Origin of the sequence: Pseudooceanicola nitratireducens (assembly GCF_900109195.1) — a bacterium.
GTDB classification, from domain to species: Bacteria; Pseudomonadota; Alphaproteobacteria; order Rhodobacterales; family Rhodobacteraceae; genus Pseudooceanicola; species Pseudooceanicola nitratireducens.
This window is the reverse complement of the sequence record NZ_FNZG01000002.1, coordinates 192,066-214,503: the sequence shown is the minus strand read 5'-3', so window position 1 is coordinate 214,503 and position 22,438 is coordinate 192,066. Positions and strand designations below refer to the sequence as shown.

Here is a 22,438-nt window from a genome sequence, read left to right as displayed (position 1 = left end):
CGGCCCTAGCCCAGCAGAACCACGATCACCCCCGCGACCGACACAAGGCTGCCCAGCAGCCCGCGGGGGCCCATGCTGCGATCGCCGTGGATCATCCGGTTCAGCCCGATGGTCAGCAACGGATACAGCGCGACGACCGGCGACACCTGCACCACCTCGCCCCGCCCGAGGGCGAGGTACAGCAGCACCAACGCGATCCCGTTGCAAAGCCCGATGGACATGAACCACAGCACACCCGCCCGCGCGCCCGGCGGGGTTTTCTGCCCCGTGGCCAGCCGCATGATCCAGATCACCAGCGACGACATCAGATAGCCCAGCAGCGCCGCCGCAAAGGCCGAAGGCCAGATCAGCAGACCAAGTTTCACCACGGGCTGCACCGCGCCGCGAAAGAAGGCCCCGGCCAGCGGCACCGCCAGCAGTTTCAGCCGCGTGCCGGGGATGCGCCGCGCCCGGTCCAGCGCCAGCAGGACCAGCCCCGCGCAGACCGCCGCGATCCCCGCCCATTGCGCCACGCTTGGCAGTTCGCCCAGAAGCACAACCGCCAGGCCGATGGCAAAGATCGGCGACAGGTTCCCCAGCCCGCCGGTCAGGTTGGGGCCAAGCGCCCGGTTCGACATGAAATTCAGCATCGAGACAACGGCCGGATAGAACACCCCCGCTGCCGCAAAGATCGCCGCCGCCCGCCAGTCCAGCCCCGACAGATCCACCGTCACCGGAGAGATCACCAGGAACATCACGAACGACGTCGGCACGCTGTAGGACGCCCCGACCAGCGGCGACAGGCTGCGCAGCCCGAAGGTGGTCAACACCAGCCCAAGCGCCAGGAAGACCGCAGCGCTGAATGACAACAGAAATATGCCCAGATCCACCCGGCGTCCCCGCTTCTGCCCCGTCGCAGGCCGTTCCCGGCCCGTCCTTGTGGGATCACTGATTTCACGGATGCGGGCAAAAAGAAACCCGGGCACAAGGCCCGGGCAAGTCCAACAGGGAGGTACATATCAAACCCGGATATGTGCGGGATGGTTCCACGAAGGAGCCTGATTACATGATACCATCATTTAACAGGCAAGAATAAGGCAGGATTTCCTTACTCTATGTTCTCCTTGTGGTTGTGACTTTTAAGCCACCAGCCGATACCCACCGCTTTCGGTGACCAGAAGACGCGCATTCGAGGGGTCGGGTTCGATCTTCTGGCGCAGGCGGTAGATATGCGTCTCAAGTGTATGAGTCGTCACACCGGCGTTGTAGCCCCAGACCTCGTGCAGCAGCACATCGCGGGCCACGACACCATCCGACGACCGGTAAAGAAACTTCAGGATGTTCGTCTCTTTCTCGGTCAGGCGGATCTTTTTCTCGTCCTCGGTGATCAGCACCTTCATGCTGGGACGGAAGGTATAGGGCCCCAGCTGGAACACGGCGTCTTCGCTTTGTTCGTGCTGGCGCAGCTGGGCGCGGATGCGGGCCAGAAGCACCGGGAACTTGAAGGGCTTGGTCACGTAATCGTTCGCGCCCGCATCAAGGCCCAGGATCGTGTCGGCATCGCTGTCATGGCCGGTCAGCATCAGCACCGGGGCCTTCACCCCCTGCTTGCGCATCAGCTTGCACAGCTCTCGCCCGTCGGTGTCGGGCAGGCCGACGTCCAGGATCAGCAGGTCGAACAGGCTTTCCTTCACCTTCTGCATGGCGCAGGCGCCATTGTCGGCCTCGAGGACGTCGAAATCCTCGGTCATCACCAGTTGTTCGCTCAGCGCTTCGCGCAGGTCATCGTCGTCATCGACCAGCAGGATACGTTTCAGCTGTGCCATCTTCGGCCCTCCTATCTTCTGCGCCGGCGGGGGACCAAAGACGGCCCGCGCCCTGCGCTGCTGCCGATCACATGAGCGTGCATCACCCATTCGGCAAGGAATGCTACCGGCGGCTCACGTGGACGTGTCTGCAAATGTGATATTGTTTCAATTCTGCAATCTTATGGCTTAGATAAGGTCCGACGTTCCGAAAGGCCCCGCCATGTCCCTGATCCCAGACGCCACCGAAATCCTGTCCCGTGCCCGCGCCGACCTGCGGATGGGGCTGCCCGTCGTGCTGGTGGACGGGGACCGCTGCCTGATCGTCGCCGCGGTAGAGACCCTGTCGCCGGACCGTTTTGCCGATCTCTGCGCCCTGCCCGACCGCCCGCATCTGGCGATCACCGGCCGCCGGGCCGAGACGCTGAAGGCCCGCGCCTATGACGGCGACCTGGCCCGCATCGTTCTGCCGCGTGACGTCGACCTGACCTGGCTGAACGCCGTGGCCGATCCGGCCGACGATCTGCGCAAACCGATGAAGGGCCCGCTGGTTGCCCTGCGCGACGGCACCGCCGATCTGGACCGCCTGGCGCTGCGAATCCTGAAATCCGCCCGGCTTCTGCCCGCCGCCCTGAACGCTTCGCTGGCACAGGTCCCCGCCGGTCTGACCCGTATCAACGCCCAGCCCACGCGCGACATCCTGGACCAGGCCAGCCCGCTGCATCCGATTGTAGGGGCCCGCGTTCCGCTTCTTTCGGCCGAGAATTCCCGCCTGCATGTCTTCCGCCCCGAAGACGGGGGCGAAGAACATTACGCCGTCGAGATTGGCCGCCCCCCGCGCGACAAGCCCGTGCTGGCCCGCCTGCATTCCGCCTGTTTCACCGGCGATGTCATGGGGTCGCTGAAATGCGACTGTGGCCCGCAGCTGGCCGGCGCGCTGGCCCAGATGGGGCAAGAGGGCGCGGGCGTGCTGCTGTATCTGAACCAGGAAGGGCGCGGCATCGGCCTGGCCAACAAGATGCGCGCCTATTCGCTGCAGGATCAGGGCTTTGACACGGTCGAGGCCAACCACCGCCTGGGATTCGAGGACGACGAACGCGATTTCCGGCTGGGTGCCGCCCTGCTGAAGGAAATGGGGTTCACCTCGGCCCGACTGCTGACCAACAACCCCAACAAGATTGCGATGATGGAACGTGCCGGCATCGCCGTGACGGAACGCGTGCCGCTGAAGGTGGGGGAAAATCCGCATAACGCCGCCTATCTCGCCACCAAGGCCGCCAAGTCCGGGCATCTGCTGTGACCCTGCGCCTGACCCCTGCGGGCCTGCGCGTCGGCCAGATCACCCTGCCCTGTTCTATCGGGCGCGGCGGGCTGAGCACCGAGAAACGCGAAGGCGATGGGGCCACGCCGCGCGGGCTTTGGCATGTGGTGGGCTGTCTGTATCGTCCCGACCGTGTGCCCGCCCCCGCGCCTTGGGCGCAGCCGATCCTGCCGGGGATGCTCTGGTCGGATGAGGCCGGGGACGCGGACTATAATCAGCTGGTCCAGGCCCCCTATGCGGGCAGCCACGAAGACCTGCGCCGCGCCGATCCGCTGTATGACATCGTGTTGCTAAGCGATTGGAACTGGCCGCTGGCCACGCCGGGCGCGGGATCGGCGATCTTCCTGCACCAATGGCGCCGCCCCGGATTCCCGACCGAAGGCTGCCTGGCCTTTTCGCGTCAGGACATCCGCTGGCTGGCCTCGGTCACGCCGCCGGGCACAGCGATTCTGGTCTAGGCTTCTTTAGCTCCGCGCACCGAAAATGGCGGACCCGACCCGCACATGGGTCGCACCCAGGGCAATCGCCTGTTCGAAATCGCCGGACATGCCCATGGACAACCCCTCCAGCCCGTTGCGCGCGGCCAGTTTGGCCAGCAGCGCAAAGTGGAGAGAGGGCGTTTCCTCGACCGGGGGAATACACATCAACCCCTTCAGCGGCAGCCCCAGATCGCGGACCTCTTTCACGAAGGCATCCGTGTCGGCGGGCAGAATCCCGGCTTTCTGCGGCTCTTCCCCGGTGTTCACCTGGATGAACAGGTCGGGGCAGGACCCGATTTCATCCGCCAGCCGCGCAAGGGTGGTGGCCAGCTTGGGGCGATCGACGGAATGGATCGCCTGGGCCAGTTCCATCGCCTGACGGGCCTTGTTTGTCTGCAAGGGGCCGATGATATGCAGGTCGATATCGCCGAAATCCTCGCGGAAGCCGGGCCATTTCCCGGCCGCCTCCTGAACGCGGTTTTCGCCAAAGACGCGGTGGCCCTGTTCCAGCACGGCGCGGACGTTTTCGTCCGGCTGCATCTTGGACACGGCAATCAGCGTCACACTGGCCGGATCGCGTCCGGCGTCTTGGGCGGCTTTGGTCAGGCGGGTGGTGATTTCGGTCAGCGACATGGGCCTAGGGATGTCACGAAGACCGGCCCGCGTCCAGATGTCAGCAGGCCCCGATCAGGCGGACACCCCCCAAAACCACCAAGGGCCCGCCGCATGCACGACAGGCCCTTGGGTCAGACGTGGGGGGAAACCCCGGCCCCGAAACGGAAATGGGCAGACCCGAAGGTCTGCCCATCCGTGAATTCTTTTCTAAGCGTAGAACTTAGAAGGAGAATGCAACACCCAGCGAACCGGTTTTGGTGGTGCCGTTGGCACGCTCACCGTACTGAGCGAACAGCGATGCGCCGCCACCCAGGTTGTACGAACCGAACACGGTGTAACCGTCGGTGTTGGCGGTTTTGGAGTCCAGGTAGTTCGCGCCAACGGTCAGGCCGTTTGCGGAGTACTGAGCGGAGATGTTCCAGGTGCCGTTGAAGACGGTGTTGTTCTTGGAGTCTGCGTAGCCAGCAGCAACCGAGAATGCACCGAAGTCAGCTTTGGCCGACAGACCCCAGTAGTCGTCGCCGGTCTGCGATTCGTAACCAGCGCCCAGGGTCAGCTTTGCGGAACCCATGTCGGTGGAGTACTTGGCGCCGATGCCGGTGGATTTGTCGAAGCCTGCGTAGGACAGAGCAACAGCGAAATCGCCCATTGCGTAGTCGATACGTGCGATCTGGCCGCCATCGTTGTTGTCGATGAAGGAGGTGCCGCCCCAGAGTTCGTAGCCGATGCCGGCGATGCGGTGAACTTCGACCATTGCTTTGTCGAACGCGCCGTCGGTGTTACCGTACGAGAAGGTCAGGCCGCCTGCGGAAGCCGAGAACACGGTGGTCGAGGTGACCGCGGTGCCTTTGGTGTAGTTGCCGGTGTTGCCCAGGCCTTCCATTTCAAAGGTGGCCGACAGTGCAACGCCGCCGTCGGTCTCGGTGGTGCCCGAGAAGTACAGGTCGAAGTTGTTGGTCAGAACGGTGGTGGAGGTCACGCCGTTGTGACGCAGACCGAAAGCTGCGCGGCCCGAGACGGAGACGTCTGCGGCTGCGACGCCAGCGGTGGCAACGAGAGCGGTCGTCGCGAAGAGAATCTTTTTCATAGGTTTTCCCTCGATTTCACAAGTCAGCCCAGCCCGGTCTCCCGTCTGGGTATGGCAGACGTTTCGCTCTTTTCGCCCTCTCTTTGCAAGTCTGCTCAAAGCGGCCTGCGGACTCGACCGAAAAATGGTGCAGCATTGCCACAGTCCGTTTCATCCCCCCCGCCATTACACGCGGGATGCGCGTGTTAATGGCTTTGTAACCATTACAACTTGCCCAGACCCGTGGCCTTCTTTAGGAGTGTTCAGGATTTCGATTGCGGGGCCCCGATATGAACGTCAAAGCCGTCATTCTTCTGATCTCTGTTCTGGTCGTCGCCAGTTGCGGTCGATTCGGTGGCTTCACGGGCGGCGCGCCCGGCTCGGCCCGCGAGGTTGCCGACCAGCTTGAGATTGAGCGCCTGGACCGTAAACAGACCACGATCTGGGACGCTCTGCGCCAGCAGCGCGACAAAGGTGACCGCGTCGCGGTCAACCGCTATCTCTGGAATGCGTCGCTGGAAGTGCTTGATTTCCTGCCCGTTCAGACGATCGACCCCTTCACCGGCGTGATCGTGACCGGCTATGGCACCCCGCCCGGCGGTGGCCGTGCCTATCGCGCGACGATCTATATCAAGGACCCGGCACTGGACGCACGTTCGCTGAACGTGGCGATCATGACCCGCAGCGGCCCGGTGGCGGCCGGCACGCAGCGCGCGGTTGAAGATGCGATCCTGACCCGCGCCCGCCAGCTGCGCACGGCCGATGGCAAACTGTAACGGCCGCAGCAACCCCAAGGAATTCGAAAGCCCGGACCTGATCGTCCGGGCTTTTCTTTGTCGTGACGTCAATTGCCCTGCGGCTGTCCGGCGACGCTCCCCGGATCAAACAGACATCTGCGCCAGATCGCTGACCCACTTCAGCTGCCGTGGCAAGCAATGGCGGCGCAGATCATAGGTGTCACGGACATGCGCCCGAGCCGCACGGCCCAGCCTGTCGCGGGCGGCGCTGTCCTCAAGCAGATCAATCGCCTGATCGACCAGGGCATCGCCGTCAAAGAAATCCACCAGCCGCGCGGTGACATCGTGGGTCAGCGCCTCCTGCACCGGGGCGGTGGCCGAGGCGACGATCGCCGCCTCGCAGGACATCGATTCGAACAGCGACCAGGACAGGACGAAGGGATAGGTCAGGTACAGGTGCACCCGCCCGACCTGCAGCAGCCGCACGAAGCGGTCATAGGGGATGCGCCCCAGGAAATGCACCCGCGCCCAGTCGGCGTCGGGAATCCGGTCGCGCACCTCGTCTATATAGATCTGCTTCCACGTCTGCCCCTTGGGCGGCCGCGCCCCGTAGGACACGCCGTCACCACCGACCACGACCACCTGCGCATGGGGCCGTTCGCGCAGCAGGCGCGGCAGCGCCCGCATGAAGACGTGATAGCCGCGATAGGGTTCAAGGTTGCGGTTCACGAAGGTCACGACCTCGTCTTCGCGGGTCAGGACCGGGCCACCCTCGATCTCGAACCGCACGTCGTCGCGCCGCTGCAGCATGTCGGTATTGATCCCGTCATGCACCACGGTGATCTTGTCGCGGAAGGGCTGCGGGAAGGTGTCCGCCTGGAAATGCGTCGGGCTGATGCCCGCCTGCGCGGCCTCGAAATGCAGATGATTGTTGAGGTTCTTCAGACGGATACGGATCTCTGCATCCATCTGGTCGGGGACCGGGAATTCCGGATCGAAGCCCGCGTGCGGATAGTCCGTCAGGTGATACAGCTCACAATACAGACCCATGCGGGCGGCGGGCCAGACGTCGCGCAGGAACATCGCCTCGCCCCAGCCGTGATGCGCGATGATGACATCCGGCGCATAGCCCTGATCGCGCAGCATCCGCGCCGCGCGATAGCAGGATTCCGCCCGCGTCACCTTGCTGTCCAGATCAAGGACCCAAGGGTGCGTGCGCTGTTCCGACCGTTTCTGAAGCGCATAGGGCAGGATATCGACACCGTTCCACCGGGTGCGTTCCTTGACCCGCAGGGTCAGCGCCTTGACCTCGTGGCCCTGCCGGGCCAGCTCGACCGCAAGGTGCTTGAACTGCCCGGGGAAATTCTGGTGGATGAATAGGATCTTCATGCCTGCGGCCCGCCTGTTTGCCGCACCATATACAGGCCCGGGGACCCGCGCCAAGCACCGCGGGGGCGCAAAGCTCTGGACGCTTGGTCGCGCGGCGCATATCACCCACGCCAAACGCACTTCAGGAAGGAACCGGCATGTCGCGCTATTCCGCCGCCGAGATCGAACCGAAATGGCAAAAGGCCTGGGACGAGGCCGGGGTGTTCCACGCCGAACGCACCGCCGACAAGCCCAAGTATTACGTGCTAGAGATGTTCCCCTACCCCTCGGGGCGCATCCACATCGGGCACGTCCGCAATTACACCATGGGCGACGTGGTTGCGCGCTACAAGATGGCCACCGGCCACAACGTGCTTCACCCCATGGGCTTTGACGCCTTCGGGATGCCGGCGGAAAACGCCGCGATGGCCAATGGCGGCCACCCCAAGGACTGGACCTATTCCAACATCGACACGATGGTCGCGCAGATGAAGCCGCTTGGCTTCTCGCTGGACTGGACGCGGATGTTCGCCACCTGCGACCCGGAATACTACGGCCAGCAGCAGGCGCTGTTCCTGGATTTCCTGGAAAAGGGCCTGGTCTACCGCAAGAACGCCGTGGTGAACTGGGACCCGGTCGACATGACCGTCCTGGCCAACGAACAGGTCGAGGACGGGCGCGGCTGGCGGTCTGGCGCGCTGGTCGAACGGCGCGAGCTGACGCAATGGTTCTTCAAGATCTCGGATTACTCTGACGAGCTTCTGTCCGCGCTGGATACGCTGGACAACTGGCCCGCCAAGGTGAAGACCATGCAGGCCAACTGGATCGGCAAGTCGCGCGGGTTGCAATTCGCCTTCTCGCTGATCGACGCGCCGCACGGCCATGACCGGGTCGAGGTCTATACCACCCGCCCCGACACGCTGATGGGGGCCTCCTTCGTCGGCATTTCGCCCGACCACCCGCTGGCCAAGGATCTTGAGAAATCCTCGCCCGAGGTTGCAGCCTTCTGTGAAAAGGCCCGCCAGGGCGGCACCACCGAAGAGGCGCTGGAAAAGGCCGAAAAGCTGGGCTTTGACACCGGGCTGAAGGTCCGCCACCCCTTTGACACCGCCTGGGAACTGCCGGTCTATATCGCCAACTTCATCCTGATGGACTACGGCACCGGCGCGATCTTCGGCTGCCCCGGCCATGACGAACGCGACCACGAGTTCGCGACGAAATACGGCCTGCCGATCATCGACACCTTCCTTCCGACCGAAGGCGATCACGACATCCAGGCCGCGCCCTTCGTGCCGACCAAATCGGAAAAGGTCCGCTATACCCGCCTGATCGCCGGCGACGAGGTCCAGACCGGAGACGAAGCCGTCAACGCAGCCGTCGATTTCTGCGAAAAGAACGGTGTCGGTCATGGCGTGACCAAGTTCCGCCTGCGCGACTGGGGCCTGTCCCGTCAGCGCTATTGGGGCTGCCCGATCCCGGTCGTGCATTGCGACGCCTGCGGCGTGGTGCCCGAGAAAAAGGAAAACCTGCCCGTCCAGCTGCCCGACGATGTGTCCTTTGACATCCCCGGCAACCCGCTGGACCGTCACCCGACCTGGCGCGACGTGCCCTGCCCCTCCTGCGGCAAACCGGCCCGGCGCGAGACGGACACGATGGACACCTTTGTCGATTCGTCGTGGTACTTCGCCCGCTTCACCGCGCCGCGCGCCGATACCCCTACCGATCTGACCGAGGCCGAATACTGGATGAACGTCGATCAGTATATCGGCGGCATCGAACACGCGATCCTGCACCTGCTCTATTCGCGCTTCTTCGCGCGGGCGATGCATATCTGCGGCCACCTGCCCGAGACGGCGAAGGAACCGTTTGATGCGCTGTTCACGCAGGGCATGGTGACGCACGCGATCTACCAGACCACCGGCACCGATGGCCGGCCGGTCTATCACTACCCCGAGGAAGTCGTCTTAGCGAATGTTGGAGGAAAACAGCGCGCCTTCCTTCGAGAGAACGTGGAACTTTGGATGAAATCAGAGGGCGTCTCTAGTGAGGATGATCCACTCTTCACCGCCGCAGTAGCCGAAGCTCTTATTGGGACCGAGGTGACGATCATCCCCTCGGCCAAGATGTCCAAGTCCAAGAACAACGTGGTCGACCCGGTGCAGATCATCTCGCAATACGGGGCCGATACCGCGCGCTGGTTCGTCCTGTCCGACAGCCCGCCGGAGCGTGACGTGGAATGGACCGCCTCGGGCGCCGAGGCCGCGTCGAAACACCTGGCCCGCGTCTACCGTCTTGCCGCCGAGCTGACCGATGGCGAGGCCGACACGGCCGGGTCGGACGAGCAGCTGCTGCGCGAGATGCACAAGACCATCAAGGATGTGACCCTTGGCATCGACAGCTTCGGCTTCAACGCCGCCATCGCCAAGCTCTACGGGTTCACCAATACCATCGCCAAATCCAAGGCGGGGGTCGTGGCGAAACGCATGGCGATCAAGACTTTGGCCCAGCTGATGTCGCCCATGACCCCGCACCTGTCGGAAGAGATCTGGCAAACCCTGGGCGGCGAAGGCCTGATCACCGAAGCGCCCTGGCCCCAGGCGGACGAGTCGATGCTGATCGAGGATACGGTCACGCTTCCGATCCAGGTCAACGGCAAGCGGCGCGGCGAAATCGACGTGCCCAAGGACATGGACAAGGCCGAGGTTGAAAAACTCGCCCTGGCCACCGATGCTGTGCAAAGGGCGCTGGATGGGGCCCAGCCCAAGAAGGTCATCGTTGTCCCCGGACGGATCGTGAATGTGGTCATGTAAGCGACGCAATCTGCTGGCGGGACTGGCGTCTTTGACGCTGGTGCTGTCGGCCTGCGGCTTTGCCCCGGCCTATGGGCCGGGCGGCAACGCGGCGTCGGTCACGCGCAATATCGCGCTGGCCGCGCCGCAGACGCGGCTGGAGTACCTGCTGAACCAGCAGATCGAACGCCGCCTGGGCCATGCGCCCGGCGGCGATTACCAACTGACCACCGCGATCACCACCAGCGACGAACGCATCGCCGTGACCTCGACCAACGTGACCCGCCGGTTCGAAATCGTCGGCAGCGCCGATTACACCCTGACCGGCCCCGACGGGGCGGTTGTCACCCAGGGCAATGTTGGCGGGTTCACCGGCTATTCCACCACCGGAAGCACCGTGGCCACCACCGCCGCACGGACCGATGCGCAGGACCGGCTGATGGTCATCCTGGCCGATCAGATCGTCACCCGGCTGATCGCTGCGGCCCCGGCCTCCTGATCCGCGATGAAACTTTCGCCCCGCGACGCGACCAGCTATTTTGCCAGGCCCGACCCGGACAAGACCGGGCTGCTGATCTATGGCGCGGACGGCATGCGCATCGCCCTGAAACGGCAAGAGGCCGTCGCCGCCCTGGTCGGCCCCAATGGCGAAGAGGAAATGCGCCTGACCCGCATGAACGGGGCCGAGGTGCGCCGCGACCCCGCGATGCTGACCGATGCGATCAAGGCCGTGGGCTTCTTCCCCGGCCCCCGCGTCGTCTTTGTCGAAGACGCGACCGAGGCCCACGCCCCCGCGATCCTGCCCGCGCTGCAGGACTGGCAGGCGGGTGACGCCCAGGTGGTGATCACCGCCGGGCAGCTGAAGCCCACGTCGAAACTCCGCAAGTTTTTTGAGACCCACGTCAACGCCTATGCCGCCGCGATCTACGACAACCCGCCGACACGCGGAGAGATCGAGGCCGAGCTGAAGCGCTCGGGCCTGCAGAACCTCAGCCAGGAGGCGCTGCGCGACCTGAGCGCCCTGGCCAATGCCATCGACCCCGGTGATTTCCGCCAGACGCTGGAAAAGCTGGTGCTGTACAAGTTCGGCGACGACACCGCCGTACTGCCCGAAGACATCGCCGCCATCGCCCCCGCCTCGACCGAGGCCGAGATCGACGATCTTCTCGACATCGTGGCCGAGGCGAAATCGGATCAGATCGGCCCGCTGATGCAGCGCCTGCGGGCGCAGGGCACGCAGCCGGTGACGCTGTGCATCGGGCTGATGCGCCATTTCCGCACGCTTTATGCCGTGGCCGCCCATCCCGGCGGCTCGAACGAGGGCATCAACAAAGTGCGCCCGCCGGTCTTTGGCCCGCGTCGCGACAAGGTGCTGCGCCAGGCCCAGGGCTGGGGCGCGCAGAAACTTCAGGCCGCCCTGACCGAGATTACCCAGACCGACCTGGCCCTGCGGTCCGCCGCGCAGACGGCCCCGGCCATGGCGCTGGTGGAACGGTCGCTGATCCGTCTGGCGATGATGGCGCGGCGCTAGGGCACCCGCGCCGGAAAAGACCCGAATTCAGGCTCTAACCCTGGCGGATTTGGCGGGCGATTTCCCGATCCGCATGGGCCTTGGCGCGGTGCTGGGCCATCTCTTCCTCGCTCCGCGTGGCGACGTTGGAATAATCCAGCTTCCAGGCGGGATCCTCGGACCAGATCTGCGGGTTCTGAACCATTGTGCGCGCCGCCGGGGCCTGTTCCAGCACCCGCAGCGCCAGCGCCAGCGTCTGTGCCTGGCTGTCGGGATCCTTGGGCTTGCCCGCCGAATTGCCCAGGGGGAAATCGGAAAACAGGAACCGCGGCGCGCCGACGTGATCCACCACGTCGCGGGCGCAACCCATGATCACCGTCGGGATCCCCTCGGCCTCAAGATGCCGCGCGATCAGCGTCACGGACTGGTGGCAGACCGGGCAATTGGGCACCAGAAGCGCGGCCTCGGCCCCGTCTTCCTGCACGCGGCGCAGGATCTCGGGCGCATCCACCGCCAGCGTGTGCCGCACCGACCGGTTCGTCGGCAGCCCGTGGAAGCGGTCGGTCAGCGATCCGAACAGCCGCCCCTCGACCGCGCGAAGGGCGGGCAGGGGAAACCAGCTGCCCGGGTCTTCCATCGTGGTATTGTCGCGGTCGATCGCCACATGCGCGATCCGCAGATCGTGGTCGTCGCGCACGTCGCCGGAATAGACCGAATAGAACTTGGCAGCGGCATTGTAGGGCGCGCCGGGCCCCTGATCGCCCTTGTCCGCCTGATAGGGCGCGGCGGTGGTGATCAGCGCCAGTTTGACCTGCGTCACAGGCTTTTTCAGCGGCGCAAAGGGCACATCGCGGTAATGCGCCCAGACGTAAGGGTTGTCGAACCCCAGGGCGAGGTACCAGTCCCGGGTGCGCTGCATGTAGGGCACGGGCACGTCATGGGGGGCGGCCTGTCCGGCCGCGGGATCGGGCGTGGCCTCCAGCCCGCTCACGCCACCGCCTTTTCGCCGGCGATGCGGTTCATCGCCCGCACCAGTTCCGCCGAGATGCCGGGTTCGGACAGCGCATGACCCGCGTGATCGACGATCCGCAGCTGCCCGTTCGGCCAGCGGCTGGCCAATTCATAGGCCATGCGCGGCGGGCAGATCATGTCATAGCGGCCCTGCACGATGACCCCTGGAATATGCGCGATCCGGTCCAGATCACGCAGGATCTGGCCATCTTCGTCCAGCCAGCCGGCATTGGTGAAATAATGGTTTTCCAACCGGGCAAAGGCGCGGGCGTAATCACCGGGGGCCTCGCCGCCCATGCCGCCCGTCCGCATCGACGCCAGAGAGTTTTCCCAGGACGACCAGATGCTCGCGTATTTCGTCTGCACCACCATGTCGTCGCCGAAAAGCCGCCGGTGGTAGGCCGCGATCAGATCATCACGTTCCTCGACCGGAATGGGATCGACAAAGCGCGCCCAGGCCTCGGGCCAGAAGGCCCCGGCCCCGCCCTGGTAGAACCAGTCAAGCTCGCTCTGGGTCATCAGGAAGACACCGCGCAGCACAAGGTGGGACGCGCGGTCGGGATGGGTCTGGGCATAGATCAGCGACAGGGTCGCGCCCCAGCTGCCGCCGAAGACGATCCATTTGTCGATGCCCAGGGTCTCTCGGATCAGTTCGATATCCGACACGAGGTGCCATGTGGTGTTGTCGGTGACGCTGGCATGGGGCCGCGACCGGCCACAGCCGCGCTGATCGAACAGGATCACGCGGTAATGGTCAGGGTTGAAATAGCGCCGCATCGCCGGGCTGCAGCCGCCGCCCGGTCCGCCATGCAACACCACCACGGGCTGCCCGTCCGGGTTGCCCGCCTGTTCCACATAGATCGTGTGGCCGTCGCCCACATCCAGCATCCGCTGATCGAAGGGATCGATCGGGGGATAAAGAAAGGAAGATGCGCTCTTTTGGCCCGAGGACTTGTCCATGATCTGCCCTATATAGAGTTGCAAATCAGCATGACCCCAAGGATCAGGAAATGCAATCAACCGGCACAATCGACCCGGCAGAGGTCGCAAAGTTCGAAGCCATGGCCGCCGATTGGTGGAACCCGGACGGCAAGTTCAAGCCACTGCACATGCTTAATCCGACGCGGCTGGACTATATCACCACGCAGATCGCCGCCGAATATGGCCGCGATCTTTCGGCGGACCGCCCGTTCGAAGGTCTGCGCATCCTAGACATCGGCTGCGGTGGCGGGCTTTTGTGCGAACCCATGGCCCGGCTGGGCGCGACGATCGTCGGCGCCGATGCCGCCGAACGCAACATCCCCGTGGCCCGCATCCATGCCGAGCAATCCGGCCTGACCATCGATTACCGCCACACCACAGCCGAGGCGCTGGCCGCCGCGGGCGAGCAATTCGACGCCGTGCTGAACATGGAAGTGGTGGAACACGTGGCCGATCCGCTGGCCTATCTGACCGCCTGTCATGACCTGCTCAAACCCGGCGGCATCCACATCTGTTCGACGATCAACCGCAATCCCAAAAGCTTTGCCATGGCCATCGTGGGGGCGGAATACGTCATGCGCTGGCTGCCCAAGGGCACGCATGACTGGAACAAGTTCATCACCCCGGACGAGCTGTTCGACCTGCTGCGCAACGCGGGGCTGGAGCCGGTGGATCGCAAGGGCTTCACCTTCAATCCGGTGTCCTGGCAATGGCGGCTGTCCGACCGGGATCTCAGCGTGAACTACGTCACCGCATCGCTGCGCCGCTGAGGCGCGAAAACAGGCACGAAACGGCGGAACAGGGTCTAATCCTGTTCCAGCTTGCCGCGCAATTCGCGCAGGATCGGCAGCACCGCCCGCACCTTGTCGGGCCCCAGTTCGCCGATCAGCTCTTCCACCATCGGAGAAATCCCTTCCAGCGCCGTATCCCGCGCCAGACGCCCCGCCCGCGAGATGCCGACCATCTTGCGCCGCGCGTCGTCCCAGTCGGGGCGGATATGCACATAACCGGCCGTCTCAAGCCGGCTTAGCGTGTTGGTCATCGCCCCGCGCGTCACGTGAAACGTCTGTGCCAGCTGGGCCGGGGTCCTCTCCTTCTCGATATGGGCGAGATGGTTGAGGACGGAAAAATGCGAAATCTCCATCCCCTTGGGCATCACCCGCGACAGCCGGTTGCGCACCAGCTGGTCGGCCGTCAGGATTTCGCTGAACAGCGCAATGGCAAGGGCATTTCTGGGATCCGTCATTGGTCCAGCGTGAACTCCCGGTCGTGGGTAAGCGAAGGGACACGGCGTCGCGCCTCGGCCACGGCGGCCATGTCCAGGTCGACGCAATAAACGCCGGGTTCGGTGCCGGCGTCCAGCAGAACCTCGCCCCAGGGGGCAACGACCAGCGAATGCCCGTGTGTGCTGCGTTGTTTGCCAGTGCTGGCGGCATGGGTGCCGCATTGCGCCGGGGCCAGGACGAAACACCCGGTCTCAATCGCGCGGGCACGCAGGATCGATTCCCAATGCGCCGCACCGGTCACAGGTGAAAAGGCGGCCGGTATGGTCAGGATCTGCGCCCCCGCATGGGCCAGCACGCGATACAGCCGCGCAAACCGCAGGTCATAACAGATCGACATTCCGATCTTGGCAAAGCCCGCGTCGGCCACCACGGCGCGGTCGCCGGGGCGATACCCGGCGGATTCGCGGTAGGTTTCCGTTTCCGACACATCGACATCGAACATGTGGATCTTGTCGTACCAGCCCGCGATCTCGCCCTGCGGCGAGATCAGGAAGGACCGGTTGGCAAAGCGCCCGTCCGCATCGCCGGTCTTCACCCCGATGGACCCAAGCAGAAGCCAGACGCCCTGCGCGCGCGCCTCTTCGATCATCCCGGCGAGGAAGGTGTTGCCCTTCTCCGGCTCCAGCACGGCCTCCTGGTGGCTGCGGCTGGTCGAGACGCAGTTGCTGACCTCGGGCGTCAGGACAAAACCCGCGCCCTGCGCCGCCGCGTCACGGACCATGCCGCGCAACATCTGCAGGTTGTCATCCGGCTGATCGGACGAGGTGATCTGAAGCAGCGCGGCCTTCATCAGGCGGCCAGCATCGGGTCAAGCTTGCCCGAGCGTTCCAGATCATACAGATCGTCGCAGCCGCCCACGTGGGTTTCGCCGATCCAGATCTGCGGCACGGTGTGACGACCGGCGCGCTGCATCATCTCTTGCTTCTTCTCGGCGTCGCGCATCACGTCGATTTCATCGTAGGACACGCCCTTCTGGTCCAGCAGACGCTTGGCCGCCGCGCAGAATCCGCAGATGGGCGTGGTGTAGATCGTGACAGGTTTCATCCGGGCCTCCAGCCTTGTTTGGCCGGAACCTAAGCCTCTTTCACCGCCCGCGCCAGTGTCAGGACCCGCACATTCGCGGCACCACCCTGCGTCAGGGCGCGGCTTGCCACCGAAAGCGTCGCGCCCGAGGTCATGACATCGTCGACCAGAAGCACCGGCCGCCCGGCGATCAGCCCCTGCCGCGCGGGGTTCAGGACCAGCGCGCCGTCCAGCGTGCGCAGGCGATCCGCCGGGGATTTGCCGTCCAGCACCGGCGTCGCCCGGGGCCGGATCAGCACATCGGGGCAGAAGTCCAGATCCAGCAGCCGCGCCACCCTGCGCCCCAGTTCAACGCTTTGGTTGTAGCGCCGTTTTACCCGCCGCCGCCAATGCAGCGGGATGGCCGTGACCAGCATGTCGGGCTGCACCAGATCGCCACCCGCCCGCGCCATCCAGCGCGCAGCGGGCCCCATCAGGTCCAGCCGGTCACCGTGTTTCAACCCCAACACGATGCGCCGCCCCGTGCCGCCATAGATCAGCGCCGTGCGCCCCGCGACCCAAGGCCGCGCGACGCGCAGACAATCGTCACACAGCTCGCCCGGTTCCGCGTGATCCCCGGCAAGCGGCGCACCGCAGGCGTCACAGGGATGCGCGTTGACAAACCGCGTCTCGCGCCAGCAGGCACCACACAGGCCCTGTTCCGTCTCGACCCGGGCATCGCAGGCCAGGCAGGTCGGCGGATAGATCATCCGCAATGCCGTTTGCACGACCCGTGATGCCCGCATATCTATCCCCCATGACCCAATCCGCGCCACCCCGCCTGACCGACCGCACAGCCCTTGCCCGCAACCGTGCCCGCACGCGGGACGAGGCGCTGTTTCTGCATGATCTCGCCATCGAGGACATTCAGGATCGCCTCGCCATGGTTAATAGATCGTTCACGGACGCGGTGATCGTCACCGGCCACCCCGGGAAATGGGCCAATGCCCTTGGCCCCTCGGCGCGGATCATCCCGGATGACGAGGTGCTGGACCTGACCCCCGGCACGCAGGATCTGGTGATCCACGCCATGGCGCTGCACTGGGCCGACGATCCCCTGGGCCAGATCATCCAATGCGCCCGCGCCCTGCGTCCCGACGGGCTTTTCCTGGCGGTCTTCCCCGGCGGTCAGACCCTGTCGGAACTGCGTGCCGCCCTCGCCCAGGCCGAGGCCGAGGTCACCGGCGGCCTGTCGCCCCGCGTCGCCCCCATGGCCGAGATCCGCGACATGGGCGGGCTGCTGCAACGCGCGGGCCTGGCCCTTCCGGTGGCGGACGGGCATCCCTTTACCGCCACCTACCCGTCTGCCCTGCACCTTATGCGCGAATTGCGCCACATGGGCGAAGGCAACTCCCTGGCGGGGCGCCTGCGCCACCCGACGCGGCCCCGCGTGCTGCTGCGCGCCGCCGAGATCTATGCCGAAGCCTATGGCGACCCGTCGGCAGACCACCGCATCCCCGCGACCTTCGATCTGGTCACCCTGACGGGCTGGTCCCCCGACGACAGCCAGCCCAAGCCGCTGCGCCCCGGGTCCGCCACCACACGGCTGGCAGATGCGCTGAATGCGCGCGATTTGCCCCTGAAGGATTGACGACGCGCCGGAACTCGCTAGGTCCGGTCTAACAAGAGCAAGGGACTGAATATGAGCGAATGCCCGGCACATGCCCCCGCGGATCACCCGAAACTCCCCCGTGAAAAGGTTGGCGTGCTGATCGCCAACCTCGGCACGCCCGACGACACCAGCTATTGGCCGATGCGCCGCTATCTGAACGAATTCCTGTCGGACCAGCGGGTGATCGATTATCCCAAGTGGAAATGGCAGCCGATCCTGCAGGGCATCGTCCTGACCATCCGCCCCTTCAAATCCGGCGCGGCCTACCGGTCGATCTGGAACGAAGAGGCGAATGAATCGCCGCTGATGACGATCACCAAACAGCAGGTGGCCAAGCTGACCACCGCCCTGCACGACCGCTATGGCGATCAGGTCATGGTCGATTACTGCATGCGCTACGGCAATCCCTCGACGAAGTCGAAGGTGCAGAAGATGGTGGCCGAGGGCTGCACCAGGATCCTGTTCTGCCCGCTTTATCCGCAATATGCCGGGGCCACGACCGCAACCGCCAACGATCAGTTCTTCCGCGCCCTGATGGAGGAAAAGTGGCAGCCCGCGACCCGCACCCTGCCGCCCTATTTCGACGATTCCGCCTATATCGACGCGCTGGCCGCATCGGTGGAACGCGCCTATGCCGCGGCCGACGAACAGCCCGATATACTGATCTGTTCCTACCACGGTCTGCCGTTCCGCTATCTGACCGAGGGCGACCCGTACCATTGCCAGTGCCAGAAGACGACGCGCCTGCTGAAGGAACGGCTGGGCTGGTCCGACGATCGCATCATGACGACTTTCCAGTCGAAATTCGGCCCCGAGGACTGGCTGCAGCCCTACACGGTCGAAGAAGTCGCGCGCCAGGCCGAGGCCGGCAACAAGAAGATCGCCGTGATCGCGCCCGCCTTCAGCGCCGACTGCATCGAAACGCTGGAAGAGATCAACGAAGAGATCAAGGAAAGCTTCGAACACGCGGGTGGTGAAAAATTCACCTATATTCCCTGCCTGAACGACGATGAGGCCCATATCGCCGCGCTTACCGGGCAGATTGAGGCAAACCTGAAGGGCTGGCTGGACTGACAGGTCCAGCCCTTGGGCACAGCCTTGGGGTGCTGACCGTTGGATCAAGGACCGGGCCGGACTGCGGCCCGGATCACCCCGGCGGCGCGCAATCCCGATATATCGAAGACCCCAAACGAAAAAAGGCGGTGCCGAAGCACCGCCTTTTCCCTGAACTGAATCAGCTGATCTTAGTTCGATGCAGCAACGGCCACGACGGCCAGCAGCAGCAGCGGGATCAGGATGCCAGCGGACGAAGAAGCGGTTTCTTCGACGATGACGGGTGCTTCAACAACCGGCTCCGCGTAGGAACCTGCGGTTGCGGTCGAAGCTGCTGCGGCCAGAGCTGCGGCGAGAACGAGTTTTTTCATATCGTATCCTCCAGATATACGCCGGACGGCAAACACACCTATCCGGCACCCAAGACTTACCTCGTACTTCGTTCTAAGCAGCAAATTCTGGCGATTGCAAATGCTTGTTAAGCATCCGCCATGCTGCATCGCCGCGATGTCGTCAAATTAGCAACACTTGGGTTCCGACCTTGGTCAGGTCGAAAAGCTGGGTGATATGTTCATTATAAAGGCCAATGCACCCGTTCGACGACTTGCGCCCGATCTTGCGGGTGTCGTGGGTGCCGTGGATCCGGTAGTAGGTCCATCCCAGATACAATGCCAGCGGACCAAGCGGATTGTCCGGCGCACCGCCTTCCACGACCGACGGCCATTCCGGGTTGCGCTTACGCATCGCGGGGGTCGGGCGCCAGGTCGGTTTAACAACCTTCTGGATCACCGTGGTGCGGCCCCGGCGGGTCAGTTCTTCGCTGACCGGAACGGATGTCGGATACAGGCGGTAATCGCTTTGATCCTCGGACCAGTAGTGCAGCGCGCGGCTGTCGATATCGACCAGGATCGCACCGTTGCGCGTGTTCGAGAAATAGGGCCGCCAGTCCAGCGACCGGAAGCTAGAGATATTGCGGCGGACCGCCGGTTCATCAAGGTCGCGCTCGACCTCGGTGGAATTTTCGAAGGGCGACGCATAAAGGGATTCGTCCGCCTGCTGCGCAAACGCAGGGGCCGCAAGCGTCGCGGCGGTGCCGGCCAGGAAGGCGCGGCGGGAATGGAAAGTGCTGCTCATATCAGACCTGAATGGATCGGAATTGGGGATACCTGACTATATGGGGCAAACTGCGCAGAAACAAATCAATCCGCGTTGACTTGGTTCCATCGGGCGGCAACACGCCCGTGTTCACGCCGAAGTGGGTTTGAATCCTCACGCCGCTTTCGCTAAGCCTAACCGAACGATGTTTGACCGGGATTTACCGACCATGCGGTTTGCCTTTTTGATTGCCTCGACGCTGATCGCCCTTCAGGCCTGTACCCCCGCGGTGCCGGTCAGCTCGAATCCGCCGCGCCTGGCCGCGGATGGAAAACCCCTGCCGAAACTCTATCGCATCCCGGCAAACGGCAAGGCCAAGATCCCCTACGAGATCCTGGATTCTGTGAACGCCCTGCGCGCCGCATCCGGGGCCGCGCCGGTTCAGCTGGACAACCGCCTGACCGCCGCCGCCGCCACCCATGCGCAGGACATGTCGCGCCAGAACCGCCCTTGGCACTTCGGGTCCGACGGGTCTTCGCCCATCGACCGGGTGCAGCGCGTCGGATACGCGGGCCTGCTGATCGGTGAAAACATCTCGGAAACCTATGAGACCGAGCTTGAGACCCTGTCGGCCTGGATGGATCAGGACGACACCCGCCGCGTGATCCTGGACCGCCGTGCCACCGACATGGGCTTTGCCTGGTACCAGGAAAACAACGGCAAGATCTGGTGGACCATGATCATGGGCTCGATGAGCGCGGGCCAGCCGGGCATGTAAACCCGGCCCAACCAATTGAAAAATAACAAAAAACAGGCCGAACCCCGGCCTGTTTTTTTTGTCTGAATTGTGGGATCCGATCAGGGATAGATCGTCACGATCGCGCCGTCGCGGACCATGGCGTAGATCTCCTCGATCTCCTTGTCCTTCACCGCGATGCAGCCCGCCGTCCAGTCCGGCACCGGGGCCTTCTTGAACCGTTCGGGATAGCCGTGGATGAAGATGTCGCCGCCCGCGCTTTTCCCCTGAGAGGCCGCAAAGGCCACATCGTTGGTGTTGGGATAGCTGATCCCGACCGACAGGTGGAATTCGCTGTTCGGGTTGCGGCGGTCGATCCGATAGGTGCCTTCGGGGGTCTTGCCGTCGCCTTCGAACTGCTTGTGCCCGACCGGCGCGAACCCAAGCGAGATGTCGTAGCTTTTCAGCACCTTTTCATGGTGCATCAGGTACATCTTGCGGTCGGCCTTGTAGACCAGAACCCGGGTCACCTCGGGGCCGCGATAGGTGCCGAACTTCGACGACCCGCAGCTGGCCAGGCCCAGCATCAGCCCGAGCATCAGCACGATAGAAAGAATACGCATGAACACTGCCTCGTTTTTTTCGGCCTTATACCGAAAACGCGGGCGTCACGGTAGCGCGGCGTTGCCGCTCACGCTGATGTGAGGCGGAAGCCCGCCACCAGCTCCACGTGGCTCGACCAGCGGAACTGATCGACAACCCGGACCGGCCCCATGGCGTATCCCGCCGCGATCAGCCGCGCGGCATCCCGGGCGAAGGTCACGGGGTTGCAGGACACATGGGCAATCACCGGCACGCGGGCCTCGGCCAGTTCGGTCACCTGCGCTTCGGCCCCGGCGCGGGGCGGGTCGATGACCACGGCGTCGATGCCCTTGAATTCGTCCCGAAGAAGGGGGTTTCGGAACAGATCGCGGGTCACGCCCTCGACCCGTTTCAGGCCCTGCGCCTCGCGCCAGCCGCGATCCAGCGCGGCGATCATGGCGCGGTCGCCTTCCACGGCCAGAACCTCGGCCCGGCGGGCCAGCGGCAGGGCAAAGGTGCCACAGCCGGCGAACAGGTCCGCGATCCTCGCGGCCCCTTCGGTGATTTCCGTCACGGCACGCAGCAGCGCGGCTTCGCCCTGGGGTGTCGCCTGAAGAAAGGCCCCCGGCGGCGGCACGACGCGGGCGGGGCCAAAGATCTGACCGGGCGCGCGGCGCATCGCGATGACCTCACCGTCCCAGGACAGCCGCGCCAGATCCAGCGCCTCGGCCTGCTGGGCCAGCGCGACCTCAAGATCGCGGTCCAGCGGCTTGCCATCGCGCACCGCCACGTCCAGCCCGCCGTCCGACAGGGTGACGGACACGTTCAGCTCACCCTTGCGCGATCCACCGGCGACGGCCAGCGCCTCGGCCACGGGCAGGGCGGCGATCAGATCCGGGTGCAGCAGCTGACAGTCGGGGATTTCCACGATGGTGCCAGAGGCGCGGCCATGAAAGCCCGCCATCGCGCCCTTTTTCGTGCGCCGCGCCGACAGACCCGCGCGGCGGCGCGACTTGGGCGGAGAGGTCTCGACCCCGGCGATCTCGGCCTCGATCCCCTGGGCGCGCAGCGCTTCGCGCACGATCCCGGCCTTCCAATGTTCGACAAAGCCGTCGCTGGCGTGCTGCACCTGGCAGCCGCCGCAGGTCTTGAAATGCCGGCAGGGCGCGGCAACCCGATCGGACGAGGGCGTGACGATCCGCACCTGATCCAGCCGCTGGCCGTTCAGGGTTCCACTCACCACCTCTCCAGGCAGGGTCATCGGGGCAAAGACCGGGCCGGGCGCGATTCCGTCGCCCTGATGTCCCAGCCGTTCAATCACATGTTCCGTCATGCCGCCCCGATTAGCGCG

At 64.6% G+C, this 22,438-nt stretch carries 25 protein-coding genes; 10 read left to right on the top strand and 15 right to left on the bottom strand.

Annotation, left to right across the window (positions count from 1 at the left end; genetic code table 11):
• Window positions 1–5: 5 nt before the first annotated feature.
• Together BMX99_RS06880 and BMX99_RS06875 are read right to left on the bottom strand one after the other, a co-directional pair.
• Complete coding sequence (locus BMX99_RS06880) at window positions 6–869, bottom strand: DMT family transporter (protein WP_175480268.1); 864 nt, start codon at window positions 867–869, stop codon at window positions 6–8.
• Window positions 870–1,118: 249 nt separating this feature from the next.
• Window positions 1,119–1,805 carry a response regulator transcription factor gene (locus BMX99_RS06875; RefSeq protein WP_093449245.1) on the bottom strand — a complete coding sequence of 229 codons (687 nt, stop codon included), beginning with the start codon at window positions 1,803–1,805 and terminating at the stop codon, window positions 1,119–1,121.
• A 202-nt stretch (window positions 1,806–2,007) separates the two neighbouring features.
• Here BMX99_RS06875 and ribA point away from each other — a divergent pair, with 202 nt between their 5' ends.
• Together ribA and BMX99_RS06865 are read left to right on the top strand one after the other, a co-directional pair.
• On the top strand, window positions 2,008–3,084 hold the full coding sequence (ribA, locus tag BMX99_RS06870) for a GTP cyclohydrolase II (RefSeq protein WP_093449242.1): 1,077 nt from the start codon (window positions 2,008–2,010) through the stop codon (window positions 3,082–3,084).
• Between the two features lie 2 nt (window positions 3,085–3,086).
• Complete coding sequence (locus BMX99_RS06865) at window positions 3,087–3,563, top strand: L,D-transpeptidase family protein (protein ID WP_093451145.1); 477 nt, start codon at window positions 3,087–3,089, stop codon at window positions 3,561–3,563.
• Window positions 3,564–3,569: 6 nt separating this feature from the next.
• Here BMX99_RS06865 and BMX99_RS06860 read toward each other — a convergent pair whose 3' ends face one another.
• A complete protein-coding gene (locus BMX99_RS06860; RefSeq protein ID WP_093449239.1) occupies window positions 3,570–4,217 on the bottom strand; it encodes a YggS family pyridoxal phosphate-dependent enzyme in 648 nt (215 codons plus the stop codon).
• Window positions 4,218–4,419: 202 nt separating this feature from the next.
• Window positions 4,420–5,286 carry a porin gene (locus BMX99_RS06855; protein WP_093449236.1) on the bottom strand — a complete coding sequence of 289 codons (867 nt, stop codon included), beginning with the start codon at window positions 5,284–5,286 and terminating at the stop codon, window positions 4,420–4,422.
• A 269-nt stretch (window positions 5,287–5,555) separates the two neighbouring features.
• Here BMX99_RS06855 and BMX99_RS06850 point away from each other — a divergent pair, with 269 nt between their 5' ends.
• Window positions 5,556–6,041 carry a DUF3576 domain-containing protein gene (locus tag BMX99_RS06850; protein WP_093449234.1) on the top strand — a complete coding sequence of 162 codons (486 nt, stop codon included), beginning with the start codon at window positions 5,556–5,558 and terminating at the stop codon, window positions 6,039–6,041.
• A gap of 105 nt (window positions 6,042–6,146) precedes the next feature.
• On the opposite strand, the gene BMX99_RS06845 is transcribed toward BMX99_RS06850, so the two are convergent.
• Window positions 6,147–7,391: a glycosyltransferase gene (locus BMX99_RS06845; protein WP_093449231.1), complete on the bottom strand. Its 1,245-nt coding sequence runs from the start codon at window positions 7,389–7,391 to the stop codon at window positions 6,147–6,149.
• 137 nt (window positions 7,392–7,528) lie between these two features.
• Between BMX99_RS06845 and leuS the strand changes: the two genes are divergently transcribed.
• The 3 genes from leuS to holA are packed head-to-tail and all read left to right on the top strand — an operon-like array spanning window position 7,529 to window position 11,690.
• Window positions 7,529–10,180, top strand: coding sequence for a leucine--tRNA ligase (gene leuS / locus BMX99_RS06840; RefSeq protein WP_093449228.1), 2,652 nt, complete (start codon window positions 7,529–7,531; stop codon window positions 10,178–10,180).
• The gene (lptE, locus tag BMX99_RS06835; protein ID WP_093449225.1) at window positions 10,167–10,658 is read left to right on the top strand and encodes an LPS assembly lipoprotein LptE; all 492 of its coding nucleotides are present in this window, start codon (window positions 10,167–10,169) and stop codon (window positions 10,656–10,658) included. The genes leuS and lptE overlap by 14 nt, the downstream gene beginning before the upstream one ends.
• Before the next feature lie 6 nt (window positions 10,659–10,664).
• Window positions 10,665–11,690: a DNA polymerase III subunit delta gene (gene holA, locus BMX99_RS06830; protein WP_093449223.1), complete on the top strand. Its 1,026-nt coding sequence runs from the start codon at window positions 10,665–10,667 to the stop codon at window positions 11,688–11,690.
• A gap of 34 nt (window positions 11,691–11,724) precedes the next feature.
• Here the strand turns inward: holA and BMX99_RS06825 are convergent, their stop codons facing one another.
• Together BMX99_RS06825 and pip are read right to left on the bottom strand one after the other, a co-directional pair.
• On the bottom strand, window positions 11,725–12,660 hold the full coding sequence (locus tag BMX99_RS06825) for a glycine reductase (RefSeq protein ID WP_244525487.1): 936 nt from the start codon (window positions 12,658–12,660) through the stop codon (window positions 11,725–11,727).
• The gene (gene pip, locus BMX99_RS06820) at window positions 12,657–13,640 is read right to left on the bottom strand and encodes a prolyl aminopeptidase (RefSeq protein ID WP_093449220.1); all 984 of its coding nucleotides are present in this window, start codon (window positions 13,638–13,640) and stop codon (window positions 12,657–12,659) included. The genes BMX99_RS06825 and pip overlap by 4 nt, the downstream gene beginning before the upstream one ends.
• 50 nt (window positions 13,641–13,690) lie before the next feature.
• On the opposite strand from pip, the gene ubiG reads away from it, so the two are divergent.
• Entirely contained in the window at window positions 13,691–14,431 is a 741-nt protein-coding gene (ubiG, locus tag BMX99_RS06815) for a bifunctional 2-polyprenyl-6-hydroxyphenol methylase/3-demethylubiquinol 3-O-methyltransferase UbiG (RefSeq protein ID WP_093449217.1), read from the top strand.
• 35 nt (window positions 14,432–14,466) lie between these two features.
• Here ubiG and BMX99_RS06810 read toward each other — a convergent pair whose 3' ends face one another.
• From BMX99_RS06810 to BMX99_RS06795, 4 genes are read right to left on the bottom strand one after another with little or no spacing between them, the layout of a single operon-like run.
• Entirely contained in the window at window positions 14,467–14,907 is a 441-nt protein-coding gene (locus tag BMX99_RS06810; RefSeq protein ID WP_093449214.1) for a MarR family winged helix-turn-helix transcriptional regulator, read from the bottom strand.
• Window positions 14,904–15,737, bottom strand: a complete 834-nt coding sequence (locus BMX99_RS06805) for a carbon-nitrogen hydrolase family protein (protein ID WP_093449209.1) — start codon at window positions 15,735–15,737, stop codon at window positions 14,904–14,906. Before BMX99_RS06805 ends, BMX99_RS06810 begins: the two co-directional genes overlap by 4 nt.
• Window positions 15,737–15,991 (bottom strand): glutaredoxin 3, encoded by a 255-nt coding sequence (gene grxC, locus BMX99_RS06800; RefSeq protein WP_093449206.1) that lies wholly within the window; start codon window positions 15,989–15,991, stop codon window positions 15,737–15,739. The genes BMX99_RS06805 and grxC overlap by 1 nt, the downstream gene beginning before the upstream one ends.
• 29 nt (window positions 15,992–16,020) lie before the next feature.
• Window positions 16,021–16,719 (bottom strand): ComF family protein, encoded by a 699-nt coding sequence (locus BMX99_RS06795; RefSeq protein WP_244525486.1) that lies wholly within the window; start codon window positions 16,717–16,719, stop codon window positions 16,021–16,023.
• A gap of 47 nt (window positions 16,720–16,766) precedes the next feature.
• Between BMX99_RS06795 and BMX99_RS06790 the strand changes: the two genes are divergently transcribed.
• Together BMX99_RS06790 and hemH are read left to right on the top strand one after the other, a co-directional pair.
• Window positions 16,767–17,600: a methyltransferase domain-containing protein gene (locus BMX99_RS06790; protein ID WP_093449198.1), complete on the top strand. Its 834-nt coding sequence runs from the start codon at window positions 16,767–16,769 to the stop codon at window positions 17,598–17,600.
• A 51-nt stretch (window positions 17,601–17,651) separates the two neighbouring features.
• The gene (gene hemH / locus BMX99_RS06785) at window positions 17,652–18,695 is read left to right on the top strand and encodes a ferrochelatase (protein ID WP_093449195.1); all 1,044 of its coding nucleotides are present in this window, start codon (window positions 17,652–17,654) and stop codon (window positions 18,693–18,695) included.
• A 170-nt stretch (window positions 18,696–18,865) separates the two neighbouring features.
• Here the strand turns inward: hemH and BMX99_RS06780 are convergent, their stop codons facing one another.
• Window positions 18,866–19,045 (bottom strand): hypothetical protein, encoded by a 180-nt coding sequence (locus BMX99_RS06780; protein ID WP_093449191.1) that lies wholly within the window; start codon window positions 19,043–19,045, stop codon window positions 18,866–18,868.
• 142 nt (window positions 19,046–19,187) lie between these two features.
• Window positions 19,188–19,808, bottom strand: coding sequence for a L,D-transpeptidase (locus BMX99_RS06775; RefSeq protein ID WP_093449189.1), 621 nt, complete (start codon window positions 19,806–19,808; stop codon window positions 19,188–19,190).
• A 190-nt stretch (window positions 19,809–19,998) separates the two neighbouring features.
• Here BMX99_RS06775 and dalA point away from each other — a divergent pair, with 190 nt between their 5' ends.
• Entirely contained in the window at window positions 19,999–20,547 is a 549-nt protein-coding gene (gene dalA, locus BMX99_RS06770) for a divisome-associated lipoprotein DalA (protein WP_093449186.1), read from the top strand.
• A gap of 80 nt (window positions 20,548–20,627) precedes the next feature.
• On the opposite strand, the gene BMX99_RS06765 is transcribed toward dalA, so the two are convergent.
• Both BMX99_RS06765 and BMX99_RS06760 read right to left on the bottom strand, forming a co-directional pair.
• Entirely contained in the window at window positions 20,628–21,128 is a 501-nt protein-coding gene (locus BMX99_RS06765) for a L,D-transpeptidase family protein (RefSeq protein WP_093449182.1), read from the bottom strand.
• Window positions 21,129–21,196: 68 nt separating this feature from the next.
• Window positions 21,197–22,420 carry a class I SAM-dependent RNA methyltransferase gene (locus tag BMX99_RS06760; protein ID WP_093449177.1) on the bottom strand — a complete coding sequence of 408 codons (1,224 nt, stop codon included), beginning with the start codon at window positions 22,418–22,420 and terminating at the stop codon, window positions 21,197–21,199.
• Between the last annotated feature and the right edge of the window lie 18 nt (window positions 22,421–22,438).